This window comes from Serratia sp. CY47444 (genome assembly GCF_052168635.1).
Lineage (GTDB): Bacteria > Pseudomonadota > Gammaproteobacteria > Enterobacterales > Enterobacteriaceae > Serratia > Serratia bockelmannii.
Genome location: NZ_JBJNMH010000008.1, coordinates 122,869 through 136,013, shown reverse-complemented (window position 1 = coordinate 136,013; position 13,145 = coordinate 122,869). Strand labels below are relative to the sequence as shown.

General features: G+C 62.1%; 13 protein-coding genes. 5 read left to right on the top strand and 8 right to left on the bottom strand.

The window, feature by feature from the left end; all coding sequences use genetic code 11:
• Positions 1-48: 48 nt before the first annotated feature.
• Positions 49-411, bottom strand: coding sequence for a hypothetical protein (locus ACJ8IL_RS13050; protein WP_033639760.1), 363 nt, complete (start codon positions 409-411; stop codon positions 49-51).
• Between the two features lie 205 nt (positions 412-616).
• Here ACJ8IL_RS13050 and flk point away from each other — a divergent pair, with 205 nt between their 5' ends.
• Positions 617-1,645 carry a flagella biosynthesis regulator Flk gene (gene flk / locus ACJ8IL_RS13045; protein WP_033651964.1) on the top strand — a complete coding sequence of 343 codons (1,029 nt, stop codon included), beginning with the start codon at positions 617-619 and terminating at the stop codon, positions 1,643-1,645.
• Between the two features lie 4 nt (positions 1,646-1,649).
• Here the strand turns inward: flk and ACJ8IL_RS13040 are convergent, their stop codons facing one another.
• Positions 1,650-2,105: a rhodanese-like domain-containing protein gene (locus tag ACJ8IL_RS13040; RefSeq protein WP_147824069.1), complete on the bottom strand. Its 456-nt coding sequence runs from the start codon at positions 2,103-2,105 to the stop codon at positions 1,650-1,652.
• A 93-nt stretch (positions 2,106-2,198) separates the two neighbouring features.
• On the opposite strand from ACJ8IL_RS13040, the gene pdxR reads away from it, so the two are divergent.
• Complete coding sequence (pdxR, locus tag ACJ8IL_RS13035) at positions 2,199-3,632, top strand: MocR-like pyridoxine biosynthesis transcription factor PdxR (protein WP_442516583.1); 1,434 nt, start codon at positions 2,199-2,201, stop codon at positions 3,630-3,632.
• Between the two features lie 27 nt (positions 3,633-3,659).
• On the opposite strand, the gene ACJ8IL_RS13030 is transcribed toward pdxR, so the two are convergent.
• Positions 3,660-4,556: an endonuclease/exonuclease/phosphatase family protein gene (locus ACJ8IL_RS13030; RefSeq protein WP_442516582.1), complete on the bottom strand. Its 897-nt coding sequence runs from the start codon at positions 4,554-4,556 to the stop codon at positions 3,660-3,662.
• Positions 4,557-4,773: 217 nt separating this feature from the next.
• Here ACJ8IL_RS13030 and pepT point away from each other — a divergent pair, with 217 nt between their 5' ends.
• A complete protein-coding gene (gene pepT, locus ACJ8IL_RS13025; protein WP_442516581.1) occupies positions 4,774-6,021 on the top strand; it encodes a peptidase T in 1,248 nt (415 codons plus the stop codon).
• Here the strand turns inward: pepT and ACJ8IL_RS13020 are convergent.
• Complete coding sequence (locus tag ACJ8IL_RS13020; RefSeq protein ID WP_442516580.1) at positions 6,018-7,130, bottom strand: SLC13 family permease; 1,113 nt, start codon at positions 7,128-7,130, stop codon at positions 6,018-6,020. The genes pepT and ACJ8IL_RS13020 overlap by 4 nt on opposite strands.
• A gap of 154 nt (positions 7,131-7,284) precedes the next feature.
• On the opposite strand from ACJ8IL_RS13020, the gene apbE reads away from it, so the two are divergent.
• Positions 7,285-8,316, top strand: coding sequence for an FAD:protein FMN transferase ApbE (gene apbE, locus ACJ8IL_RS13015; protein ID WP_414105048.1), 1,032 nt, complete (start codon positions 7,285-7,287; stop codon positions 8,314-8,316).
• 51 nt (positions 8,317-8,367) lie between these two features.
• On the opposite strand, the gene ACJ8IL_RS13010 is transcribed toward apbE, so the two are convergent.
• On the bottom strand, positions 8,368-8,589 hold the full coding sequence (locus tag ACJ8IL_RS13010) for a hypothetical protein (RefSeq protein WP_004936201.1): 222 nt from the start codon (positions 8,587-8,589) through the stop codon (positions 8,368-8,370).
• 212 nt (positions 8,590-8,801) lie between these two features.
• Complete coding sequence (gene fabB / locus ACJ8IL_RS13005) at positions 8,802-10,022, bottom strand: beta-ketoacyl-ACP synthase I (RefSeq protein WP_016926857.1); 1,221 nt, start codon at positions 10,020-10,022, stop codon at positions 8,802-8,804.
• Positions 10,023-10,192: 170 nt separating this feature from the next.
• On the opposite strand from fabB, the gene mnmC reads away from it, so the two are divergent.
• Complete coding sequence (mnmC, locus tag ACJ8IL_RS13000) at positions 10,193-12,214, top strand: bifunctional tRNA (5-methylaminomethyl-2-thiouridine)(34)-methyltransferase MnmD/FAD-dependent 5-carboxymethylaminomethyl-2-thiouridine(34) oxidoreductase MnmC (protein ID WP_442516579.1); 2,022 nt, start codon at positions 10,193-10,195, stop codon at positions 12,212-12,214.
• 41 nt (positions 12,215-12,255) lie between these two features.
• Here mnmC and ACJ8IL_RS12995 read toward each other — a convergent pair whose 3' ends face one another.
• Entirely contained in the window at positions 12,256-12,537 is a 282-nt protein-coding gene (locus ACJ8IL_RS12995) for a YfcL family protein (protein WP_016926855.1), read from the bottom strand.
• 32 nt (positions 12,538-12,569) lie between these two features.
• Positions 12,570-13,127 (bottom strand): elongation factor P hydroxylase, encoded by a 558-nt coding sequence (locus ACJ8IL_RS12990; protein ID WP_043140178.1) that lies wholly within the window; start codon positions 13,125-13,127, stop codon positions 12,570-12,572.
• Between the last annotated feature and the right edge of the window lie 18 nt (positions 13,128-13,145).

The window sequence follows — 13,145 nt, the reverse complement described above, 5'->3', positions numbered from 1 at the left end:
TTAATTCTCCATAAATGATTAATTCACCGCGAAAAACGGGCGATTAACTCATTCACGGAAGACGCATAATCGAAGGTGCACCCTGAGGGTGGGCGGAGAAATGGCGCGGGGAGGAGGAATGCGCAGACGCGCGGCAATGGTCGGCGCCAACAGAGCCAGCAGCAGACCCAGCCCGAACAGCACGGTTTCGAACATTACCGGCGGCGCGGCCAGCAATGATTTGGCGCTCAGTTCACAGGGCGTCGGCTGCGCTTCGGCGGCGGCATCACTGGACTGAACGGCGGTAGCGGCCGGGATCCCCAGCGTTTGCTGCAGCGCATGCAGGCCCGCCATGCGCTGGGTCATGCACGTCAGCACCACCAGGCAAGCCAGGCATAAAAACCATTTTGCAATCCGCTGCCGTTTAACCATGCCATCCTCATGTTCAGATCTGGGGTTATCTTAGCGGCGCAGACGCGATTAGCAACGTTTTGTCGGTAAAGAAATGTCTGAGCGGCGGTATTGATGGCGGCGAATTACAGGTATCATAGAGGGTAAGCCTGCGCTTTTCGCCGGGTACGATGACGATTCTCTCCTCCAGGCACACTGCGGGGATACACAGCGAAGGACTGGTGATATGCAACCTTTGAGTGGGCCGGGCACCCCAATCGCCGGCGAGCGCCCCCCTTCCCCGGGCAAAACGGCGGCCACTGACGATCAACCCCTCTCTCCGGCGCAGCGCACAACGCTGGAAAAACTGATCGTGAAAATCATGACGCTCAGCCCGGTAAAATCGGCAGAGATCTGGGCGTCTCTGCGTCACGATCTCGGCGCCGACAAAGGCGGCGAACTGCTGGCGCGCCATTTTCAACCGGCGGAACAGCTGCTGCAAACGCGCCTGACGCAGGCGCAGCAAAACCATGCCGGGCGCCAGCTGTTGCAACAGCTGGCCGAGTTGCTGCCGCAGGGCAATAATCGCCAGGCGGTCAGTGACTTTATTCGTCAACGGTTCGGCCATACGGTGTTGAGCCAGTTAAGCCCACCACAGCTGCAGCAGGTGCTGAATCTGTTGCAGACCGGCGGCCTGACCATTCCCCAACCGCAGCAAACCGCCACCAGCGATCGCCCGCTGCTGCCCGCAGAGCATCAAAGCCTGCAGCAGCAGGTCACCAAACTCAGCGCCGCGACCGGTGAAGCGCCGGCTAAAATTTGGCAAACGCTGTTCGATCTGGCGGGCGTGAAAACCAACGATCCGCTGCCGGCGCGCCACTTCCAGCTGCTGAACCAGTTTTTACAGGTGAAGGTGGCGCTCAGCCCGCAGAACGCGCCAACGCTGAACAACCTGCTGGCGGCGCTCAAACAGCCGGCGGATGAGCAAGAACTGCAGCAGATGAACGACTATTGCCAGACGCGCTTCAACTGCGGCGCCAACGCGCCGCTGACGCATCCGCAAATGAGCGACGCCATTCATCAGCTGTTTGCCCGCCGTCTGGAGAAAGCCGGCCAGGCACAGCCGATCGCCAGCCCCCCTATCGAACCGCAGCCGCTGCTCAACCCGCTGATCGCCGCCCTGCCTCTGCCGCTGCAAAAAGCGCTGAGTAAGCCCGCCGTGGCGCTGATCCTGCTGCTGTTGGCGTTGGCCGTCGTGCTGGCGCTGGTGTTTTAACGCCTTAGGCGCAGCCGCAGTCCGCTGCGGCCGCCCGATCGCGCAGTGACCCCGGCAGTTCGCCGATGGCCAACGGATGGCCGTCGCGCAGCCAGAAATCCAGCCCGCCAATCAACTCCTTCACCCTAAATCCCAACTTCGCCAGCTTGTAGGCGCCTTTGGTGGAACCGTTGCAGCCGATGCCGTCGCAGTAGGTCACATACACCTTTTGGCGATCCAGGTGCGCCGTGCCGGCTTCATCCATCAGGCGATGCGGCAAGCTGAATGCGCCGGGGATATGCCCGGCGGCGTACAGCGCCTCCGCACGGGTGTCGATCACCACCATCCCGTCCACGCCATTGCGCAAATCTTCCGCCACGTCCCAGGCATCCGCATAGCGGCTCAGTTTAGCCGCCAGATAGGCCAGGCTCTCTTCCGGCGCTGCCGGCGGAAAGGCCAGCACCAAGGATTCTTTCGACATATCACTCACTCCCGTTGATCAAGACAGATGACAATAGTGCCCGATTTTGGTCTTATGATTGATACCCATTATCCACAGATGATAAGACCCATTATGCGGCACACGCTGATCACGCTGTTTCAGCAATCGCCCCAGGCCGTCGGCACACTGCGCGATCGTTTGTGCGCGGCATTGCGGCAGGCCATCCACCACGGCGCATTGAGCGTTGGGCAACGGCTGCCCTCCAGCCGAGTGCTGGCTGGGGATCTGAACCTCTCAAGGGTGACCGTCGAAGCAGCCTACGGCCAGTTGGAGGCGGAGGGGTATTTGCAGCGCCGCGTCGGCCAGGGCACATTTGTGGCTATCCGCATCGCCAAATCGCCGCCGCCGGCGACCCGCACCGCCATGCCGCGCCTTTCGCTGCGCGGCCAACAGATCGTGCACACCGGCGGCTGCCGCGATCCGCAGCATCCTCAGGCCTTCGCAGCCGGCTCGCCGGACCTGCGCGCGTTTCCGCTGGCCCTGTGGAAGCAGTTGACCGCTCAACGCCTGCGCCTGCAGGGGGAAAGCCTGCTGCGCTACGGCGATCCGCAAGGCTATCTGCCGCTGCGCGAAGCCATTGCCGCCCACGTCAACCAAACGCGCGGCGTAGTCTGCGATGCGAGCCAGGTTATCGTGCTGACCAGTTCGCAGCAGGCGCTGCAAATGATCGCCACCTTACTGTTGGACAGCGGCGACAGCGTCTGGATGGAAGAGCCGGGTTACGCCGGGGCGAGAAACGCCTTTATCAGCGCCGGCGCCGCGCTGACGCCGGTGGCCGTAGACGGCGACGGCCTGCAAGCAGAACCTTCCTTGCCCGATCCACGTTTGATTTATCTGACGCCCTCGCACCAATACCCGACCGGCGCGGCGCTCAGCCTGGCACGCCGCTTAGCGTTGCTGGCGCAGGCGGAGCGGCAACAGGCCTGGATCATTGAGGACGATTACGACAGCGAATTTCACTACGACGGGCTGCCGATTCCGGCGATGCAAGGCTTGGATCGCCATGGCCGGGTGCTCTATCTCGGCACCTTCTCCAAATCGTTGTTCCCTTCGCTGCGGCTGGCGTACCTGATCGTGCCACCCGCGCTGGTCGCTCCCTTCGTCACCGCGCGCACGGTCTATGACGGCCACAGCGCGCAATTGATGCAGGCGGTGACCGCCGAGTTCATCCGCCAGGGGCACTTCGCCGCGCATATTCGCTACATGCGCCAGCTCTACCACAGCCGGCGCGATGTGCTGCTGACGGAAGTGCGCGAAAAGCTGAGCCACTTCGCCACGGCCGTTCCCGCCGCCGGCGGCCTGCAGCTCAGCGTTTGGCTGCCGCCCGGCCGAGAGGCGGCGCTCAGCCGGCAGGCGTGGCGGCTCGGCGTCCTTACGCCCGGGTTAACGGCGCAATACCAAACGGTTCAGGCCCAGCGCGATGGCTGGCTGCTGGGTTTTTCGGCCCTGACGCCGGGCGAGATCCGCAGCGCCGTCGAGCGGCTGGCGCGGATCGCCGCGGCTTAGCCCTGCCCCGGAGAGACGCCGGCCGGCTTATTGCTCGGTCAGGCGCATCTCCGCCACCAGCGGCAGGTGGTCGCTCACCGCCGGCCAGTGCACGCCGTTCCAATCACCGCTGGCGTTCGGCACCGTCAGGCTGTCCAGATGCCAACGCTGCGCATTGCCGCTAAAGATGTAATCCACCTTGATCTCGGCGTTTTCCGCCGGCCAGCTGCGGCCGTCCTGCCCGTTAGGCATGATGTCGTTCCAATAGCGGCTCAGCTCCAGCCAGGTGACGCTGCCCGGCACATCGTTCATGTCGCCGAACAGCAGCTTGATGCCGCGCACTTCGATGGCGCGATCGTTCAGCTCCCGCACCTGATCCAGACGCATCGTCGGATCTTCCTTGGTATCGAGATGTGCGTTGAACAGGGTGATCGGCGCCGGGAACTCCGGCACGTCAACTTTGGCACTGAAGGCGATGCGCTGTTCGCGCTGGCCGGACGGCAACGGATAGATCACGGCGTCGTGCAGCGGATACTTCGAGAGAAACGCCAGGCCATATTCACCGCCGTCGAAATCGATCGCCCGGCCAAACACCGCCTGCATGCCGGTCAGCTTCGCCAGTTCCGCCGCCTGATCGACGCGCCCGCTGCGGGCGGTGAGTTTATCCACCTCCTGCAGCGCCACCACGTCGACGTTCATCGCGCGAATCGCCTTGGCAATGGAGGTCATGTCGCTGACCTTGCCGGCGGCGATATTGAAGCTGGCGACGCGGATCTTCGGCGCCTGCTCCAGCTCGTAGGTTTTGTTCTTCAGGCCGCCCAACGCGCTGGCCACTTCGCGGCTGTTGGCGTTGCTGTTGGCATGCCCGGTATCGGCGGACGCCCAGGCGCTGTGAGAGATGCCCAGGGACAGTAAAGTGATAAGCAGAGCGTGACCGGTGTGCATGAATTCTCCTTGAGGGACAGATAAGTGTTATGTAGGCGCTTCCCGGCCCACAGCTAACACCGATTTTGCCGCAGAAACCTGCGACTATTTCCTAGTTGCACCGCTATTTTTCGTTTCTGCGCGATGCTTCGCATTCTGGCGGTTTACGCATTGCGCCGTTGGACAATCGGCTGATTTCGTTTTAAAACCGGTAGATTGCCAACCGCGAGGAGTTCCGATGACCAGCCCTATTGCCGAACAGCTTACCGAACGTTTCTTCCGCTATCTGGCGGTGACCAGCCAGAGCGACGCCGCCGCAACCGCCCTGCCCAGCACGCCGGGGCAGCATGAGATGGCGCAACTGTTGGCGGACGAGCTGCGCCGGCTCGGCCTGGCCGAGGTGCAGATCGACGAGCACGCCACCGTGACCGCCCGCAAGCCCGGCACCCAACCCGGCGCGCCGCGCATCGGCTTCATCACGCATATCGACACCGTGGACGTCGGCCTGTCGCCCGAGATTCATCCGCAGCGCCTGCGCTTCACCGGCGAGGATTTATGCCTGAACGCCGAGCAGGACATCTGGCTGCGTACCGCCGAGCATCCGGAGATCCTGCCCTACCGGAACGAAGAGATCCTGTTCAGCGACGGCACCAGCGTGCTGGGCGCCGACAATAAGGCGGCGGTCACCGTGGTGATGACGCTGCTGGCCAACCTGACCGCGGCCGATCGCCACGGCGATATCGTGGTGGCGTTCGTACCGGACGAAGAAATCGGCCTGCGCGGCGCCAAGGCGCTGGATCTGCAGCGTTTCCCCGTCGATTTCGCCTACACCATCGACTGCTGCGAACTGGGTGAGGTGGTGTACGAGAATTTCAACGCGGCAGCGGCGGAGATCCGCATCGAGGGAGTGACCGCCCACCCGATGTCGGCGAAAAACGTATTAATCAACCCGATACGCATCGCCAACGACATCATTAACCGATTCGATGTACTGGATACCCCGGAGCACACCGAAGGGCGCGAGGGCTATTTCTGGTTCACCGATCTGGCCGCCAACGCCAATCAGGCGACGCTGAAGGTGTCGATTCGCGACTTCGATCGCGCGGCGTTCGAGGCGCGCAAGGCCCGCCTTGAGGAGACGGTGCGCCAGGTGGCGGCCAACTATCCGCGCGCCAACGTTAGCTGCAACGTCAGCGACATCTACAGCAACATCAGCAATGCCATCGGCGAAGATCGACGCGCTATCGATCTGATCTTCGGCGCCCTTGCCGCCCACGGCATCCCGCCGAAGGTGATCCCAATGCGCGGCGGCACCGACGGTGCGGCGCTCTCCAGCCGCGGTATCCTGACGCCCAATTACTTCACCGGCGCGCATAACTTCCACTCGCGCTTCGAGTTTTTACCCGTCAGCGCCTTCGTGAAATCCTACCAGGTGACCCGCAGCATTTGCCTGTTGGCCGCCCGGCAGAGCGGTAATCAGAGTTAACTCAACAGCCAGCCGACCAGCGCGGCCCACGCCAGCAGCGGCAGCGAGTAATAGTGGAAGCGCAACCAGATCTTGCGCTCCCCCGCCATGCGCAGCGCAATCAGGTTGGCGAGCGATCCGATGGCCAACCCGAAGCCACCGGCGTTAACCGCATAGGCCAGCTGTGCGCTGGAGGGCACATAGTTGAGCAGCAAAATGGTGGCCGGCACATTGCTGACGACCTGCGACAGCCCGACGCCCAGCGCGTACACCCCGCCGTCGCTCAGCCCGGCGATGGCGGCAAACGCCGGCTGAAGCGGCGGCAGGCGGGTAAACAGGCCAACATCGATAAACATGGCGGCGAACACGAAAATCAGGCTCCAGTCGATCTGCAGCAGTACCCGGCGCGCCAGCAACAAAAAGCCGGCGAACACCACCAGCAGCCCATACAGCGGCAGACCGATATCCAGGCACAGCAGGAAAATCGTATACAGCCCTACACAGCTCAGCAACAGCGGCCGCTGATAGGGGTAGCCCTCGGTATTCGGCGTTTTCACGATGTCGCGCGCCGGGAAGCTGAACCAGGTCAGCGCCAGCAGGCTCAACATCATTGCGGCGCCAAACGGCGCCATCTGGCCGATGAAACCGAGGAAAGAGAGGCCGGAGCGGCTCCACAGCAGGATATTTTGCGGGTTGCCGATCGGCGTCAGCAACGAACCGGCGTTCACCGCCAGCGCCTGGAAGATGATCAAGCGGCCAACCGGCAGCGCCGACAGCTTTTTCAGCGTGATGGTGAGCGGAATGACGATAAACAGCGCCACGTCGTTGGTCAGAAACGACGACAGCAGCGCGGCGGAAAACACCAGAAACAGCGCCAGCCGTCGTTCGCTGTGCAACCGGTTGATAATCTTGCGGCCAACGAAGTCGAAGTAGCCGCTGACCTCAACGCCTTTGGTCAGCAGCATCAGCCCCAGCAAGGTAATGAGAGTGCGGCCGTCGATAAAGCCGCCCAACATCGCCAATGGCTGCGGATGAAAGACGAACATCGCCACGCCGGCCAGCAGCAATACATGCAGGAAACGGTCTTTGACAAAGGGATGGATAAGCCGGGAAATGGCGGTTGCACTCATGGTGGCAGCTTGAAACCTCAGCGAAAAGCATGAGCGAGACGTTAGCTCAGGCACAGCCGCAACGCCAGCAAAATGCTATTTTACCTTTATCCGCTTTCCATTTGCCGCGCTTTACTTTATTTGTAGCGGCTTTCTCGTTTTCAAAGGACATGTTATGGCTTCCCTGTTCGCCAAAGGGGCGTTGCTCAGCGCCTTATGCGCCCTGCTCGCCGCCTGCGACGATGCGTCCTCCCGCCCGCAAATCGATATCGACGGCAAGACCATGGGCACCTTCTACAGCGTTAAAGTCAGCGGTAACGTCGCGATCGGCAAGCAAGAACTGCAGCGGCAGATCGACGCGGTGCTCGAACGGGCCAACGACGATATCTCCACCTACCGCGCCGATTCGGTACTGTCGCGGTTTAACCACAGCGCCAGCCTCGAACCGCAGCCTATCCCGCGCGGCATGGCGGACATCGTGTTGATGGCCCAGCGCATCGGCCGTGATACCGGCGGCGCCATGGACATCACCGTCGGCCCGCTGGTAAACCTGTGGGGATTCGGCCCAGACAAGCATCCGGTCAAGGTGCCGGAACAGGCGCAGATCGACGCGGAGAAGCAGCGCACCGGCCTGCAGCACCTGAAGCTGATCAGCGACAGTCGCGGGGAGTGGCTGCAAAAAGATCTGCCGGGCATGTATGTCGATCTCTCGACGCTGGGCGAAGGCTATGGCGCGGATGAGTTGGTGCGCCTGATGAACCGTCACGGCATTACCAACTACCTGGTATCGGTCGGTGGCGCGGTCTCTTCACGCGGCGTCAACGGCCAGGGCAAACCCTGGCGGGTAGCGATCCAAAAGCCGACCGATCGTGAAAATGCGGTGCAGGCGCTGGTGGATCTGCACGGTTACGGCATCAGCACCGCCGGCAGCTACCGCAACTACTTTGAACAAAACGGCCAGCGCTACTCCCATGTCATCGATCCGACCACCGGCAGGCCGATCAACCACCGGCTGGTTTCCGCCACGGTGATCGCCCCCACTGCGCTCGAGGCCGACGGCTGGGATACCGGCTTGATGGTGCTGGGCCCGGAGAAAGCGTTGCAGCTCGCAGAAGAGAAAGGGCTGGCGGTCTACCTGATCAGCAAAACCGACGACGGTTTCAGCGCCGTGATGACGCCGCAATTCAAAGCGTTTTTGGTGCAGTGAGATAAAAAAGCCCGGCGCGCAATGGCCGGGCTTATTCCTGTTCCGCGCCGATCACTTGGTCAGCGCGATGATACCGAGGGTCAGACCGGCAACCGCCGCCGCGCCGCCGGCGATCGCGCCCGCGGTTTCCCAGTTATCCTGAGTGGTGCCCTTCATACAGGTGTTGGTGTGCACCAGACGCCCCTGGTCATCGTAGACCGGCACGCAGGGAGAATCGGTGGCGCATCCGGCCAACACGGCCGACAGTAACCCAACCGCAATTAACTTTTTCATACTTCTTGCCTCAATGTTCGATCACTTTAGAAAGCTACGCCGAGCGATAATCACGCTACCTGGCTATTGTATGCCCAACGCGTGTAATGGCGAGGTAATGATGTGTCAGGGGATGTGATTTGGGAAAACTCCGAGCGCTCGCCCGGCGGGCTTTGGGCAGTAAAAAGCCCGCGAAAACGCGGGCTTGATAGCGAAGTGACGCGCCGGCGGAATTATTTCGCCAGTTTGCGCATCACCAGGGTGGCGTTGGTGCCGCCGAAACCGAAGCTGTTGGACATCACGGTGGTCAGCTCGCGCTGAGTCGGCTGGGTCACGATGTTCATGCCGGCCGCCTGCTCATCCAGGGTTTCGATGTTAATGCTCGGCGCGATAAAGCCGTGCTCCAGCATCAGCAGGCTGTAAATCGCTTCCTGCACGCCCGCGGCGCCCAGCGAGTGACCGGTCATCGCCTTGGTGGAGGAGATGGCCGGGGTATTGTCACCGAACACTTCACGAATAGCGCCCAGCTCTTTCACGTCGCCTACCGGCGTAGAGGTGCCGTGCACGTTGATGTAGTCGATCGGCGCATCCAGATCCTGCATCGCCATCTTCATGCAGCGCACTGCGCCTTCGCCCGAAGGGGCAACCATGTCGGCACCGTCGGAAGTCGCGCCGTAGCCAACGATTTCTGCGTAGATGTGCGCACCGCGCGCCAGCGCGTGCTCCAGTTCTTCAACCACCACCATGCCGCCGCCGCCGGCGATGACGAAACCGTCACGATCGGCGTCGTAGGTGCGGGAGGCTTTTTCCGGCGTGTCGTTGTACTTAGTGGACAGCGCGCCCATCGCGTCGAACTCGCAGGCCATTTCCCAGCACAGCTCTTCACCGCCGCCGGCGAACACGATGTCCTGTTTGCCCAACTGAATTTGCTCAACCGCGTTGCCGATGCAGTGCGCGGATGTCGCGCAAGCGGAGCTGATGGAGTAGTTCACGCCGTGGATTTTGAACGGCGTTGCCAGGCAGGCGGAAACGCCGGAAGCCATGGCTTTGGTCACCACGTACGGGCCAACCGCTTTCAGGCCGCGCGGGCTGCGCATCGCATCGGCGCCGAACACCTGGAAGCGCGGAGAACCGCCGCCGGAACCGGCAATCAGGCCTACGCGCGGGTTGTTTTGATACTCTTCTTCCTTCAGGCCGGAAGACGCGATCGCTTCTTGCATCGCCAGGAAGGCATAAATGGAAGCATCGCTCATGAAACGCACTGCCTTGCGGTCGATCAGGCCGGTCGTGTCGAGCTTAACTTGCCCCCATACGTGACTACGCATGCCGGAATCTTTCAGCTCCTGGGAGAAAGTGATCCCAGAACGTCCTTCCTGCAGGCTTGCCAGGACCTCCTGCTGGTTATTACCAATGCTGGAGACAACTCCCAGGCCAGTAATCACTGCACGTTTCATTCAATACCTCTTCCACTATTTACCTACGGGATTTTGCATCGCACTTTAGCGTACAGATGTAAGCCGAACAAGTCCGATCAGCGTTTTTCAGCTTTATTGTTGTCCAGTTTGCGCCGGGGCGCCAGCGCCGTTAGAATTCGCGGCATCCCTTGAATTTCGAGCCATTGACCGTGAACCACGCCCCCATCCAAACCGCAACGCTAACCTGGAACGAACAGGGTACACCTGTTTCGAAACAGTTTGATGACGTCTATTTTTCCAATCAGGATGGGCTGGAAGAAACCCGCTACGTCTTCCTGCACGGCAATCGGATGCCGCAACGTTTCGCCACCCACCCGCGTCCGTTGTTGGTGGTGGCGGAAACCGGGTTCGGCACCGGGCTCAATTTCCTCACGCTGTGGCAGGCCTTCGCCGGCTTCCGCCAGGCCGAGCCGGACGCCGCGCTGCAACGCCTGCACTTTATCAGCTTCGAAAAATTCCCCCTGCAGCAGGCTGACCTGGCGGCGGCGCATGCGCGCTGGCCGGAGCTGGCGCCTTATGCCGACGAGCTGCGCGCCCAATGGCCTCTGCCGCTACCGGGCTGCCATCGTCTGTTGCTGGCCGAAGGCCGCATTACGCTCGATCTGTGGTTCGGCGACGTCAACGACCTGCTGCCGCAGTTTGACGCCAGCATGAATAACCAGGTGGATGCCTGGTTCCTCGACGGTTTCGCGCCGGCAAAAAATCCCGACATGTGGACCGAGCAACTGTTCGCCGCCATGGCGCGTTTCGCCCGGCCGGGAGGCAGCTTCGCCACCTTTACCGCCGCCGGCTTTGTGCGCCGTGGCTTGCAACAGGCCGGTTTTCAGGTCAACCGCTGCAAAGGCTTCGGCCAAAAGCGTGAGATGCTCGCCGGCGAGCTCCCGGCCGATGCGCAGCCCGCCGCACATCCGGCGCCCTGGTATCGGCGCCCGGCGGCGGACAACACCGCCGACATCGCCCTGATCGGCGGCGGCGTCGCCAGCGCGCTCACCGCGCTGGCCTTGCTGCGGCGCGGTGCCACCGTCACGCTGTACTGCGCCGATGAGCAGGCGGCGGAGGGGGCATCCGGCAATCGCCAGGGGGCGATTTATCCGTTGCTGAACGGCAGCGGCGACGCGCTGGAGAGCTTCTTCAGCGCCGCGTTTCCCTTCGCCCGCCGCCAGTACGACGCGCTGTTGCAACAAGGCGTCGCCTTTGATCATCAGTGGTGCGGCGTCAGCCAGTTGGCCTATGACGACAAGAGCGGCGCTAAGATCGCCAATATGCTGAAAACCGACTGGCCGCAGGCCTTGGCGATGGCGGCCGACCGCGAGACGCTCAGCGGACTGTGCGGCGTCGATACCGGCTTCGGCGGCATCACCTACCCCCAAGGCGGTTGGCTCTGTCCGGCCGAGCTGACGCGCGGCGCTCTCGCGCTGGCGCAGCGCCAGGGCTTGGTCTGCCACTACCGGCACGATGCACAGAGGCTGACGCAGGAAGAAAACGGCTGGCGCATCGACTTCGCCCACGGCGAAAGCCGCAGCCATGCGACGGTGATCCTGGCCAATGGCCATCGGCTGGCCGAACTGGCGCCGACGGAAGCCCTGCCGCTGTATTCGGTACGCGGACAGGTGTCGCATATCCCAAGCTCGCCGGCCCTCGGTCAATTGAAACAGGTCTTGTGTTACGACGGCTACCTGACGCCGGTTAATGCCAACAACGGCCACCACTGCATTGGCGCCAGCTACCAGCGCGGCGACATCACCACCGACTACCGCGAGCAGGAGCAACAGGAAAACCGTGAACGCCTGCTGCGCTGCCTGCCGGAGCAGGCCTGGCCGCAGCAGGTGGACGTCAGCGCTCATCAGGCGCGCTGCGGCGTGCGCAGCGCCACCCGCGATCATTTACCGATGGTCGGCGCGCTGCCGGACTATCAGGCCACGTTGACGCAGTATCAGGATTTGCAGCGGCAGAACCAGCGCGGCGAAACCGTCGCCGATGCGCCGGTCTATCCCGGCCTGTTCGCTATCGGTGGGTTGGGATCGCGCGGGCTGTGTTCGGCGCCGCTGGCGGCGGAAATTCTGGCGGCGCAGCTGTTCGGTGAACCGTTACCGGGCGACGCGCGCCTGCTGGCGGCGTTGAATCCGAATCGAATGTGGGTGCGAAAGTTACTGAAAGGACGTGCGGTTTAATTCATGGATGAGGGGCGCGGCGACGCGCCCCGGCATGGCGGTCAGGCGGCTGGGGTGGCAGCCTGATAGAGGTTTTCCCACATGCCGCGCACCAAAATCTGATCCGGCGGCGAGAGTTCCCCAGCGGCGATCGCCTTGTGCAGGCTCTCTTCCACCCGCGCTTTCAGCGCTTCGGCAGTATGCTCGCCCTGCTCTTCCGCTTCGGCCACCGCCAGCGTCAGATGACCGCGCAGGTAGCCACCGGCAAACAGTTCATCATCGCTGGCGTGCTCTACCATGTCATCAATCAGCGCCAAAATGCGCGCTTCAAATTCTGCGATCATCAAATTTCCTCATTAAATAACGGGCTGTGGCGTCAGTTGAGATCTTCCGGATACGGAAAATGCTCGGCCGCCAACGGTGGCGTATTGTAGAACGATTGCAACGCCTGAATAAAGCGTGCAGGCCGTGTGGGTATTCCCTGCTCCAGCAGCATCAATACCCGGGCACGCACCTTGCGCTGGAACGCGATGCGATCCGGTTCGCAGTCGCCGTTCAGGTTGTCGCAGCTGACGTTGAACGGGAAACCGGCCGCCACGCAGAACATCCATTCCAGCGCCTGCGGTTTGATCTCCACCGCTTCGAATTCACTCTGGGTTTGCGCGTCGCGCCCGTCCGGGCAATACCAGTAACCGAAGTCCACCAGTTGGCGGCGCGCTTCACCGGCGATGCACCAGTGCGAGATTTCATGCAGGCCGCTGGCGTAGAAGCCGTGGGCGAACACGATGCGGTGATACGGCAATTCGTCGTCGGCCGGCAGGTAGATAGGTTCGTCGTCGCCCTTCACCAGGCGGGTGTTGTAGTCATCGCTGAAGCACCGATTGAAGATCTCGATCAACTGCTCATAGTGATGGCGGGTCTGCATGTCTGACATAAAAACTCTATAACCACA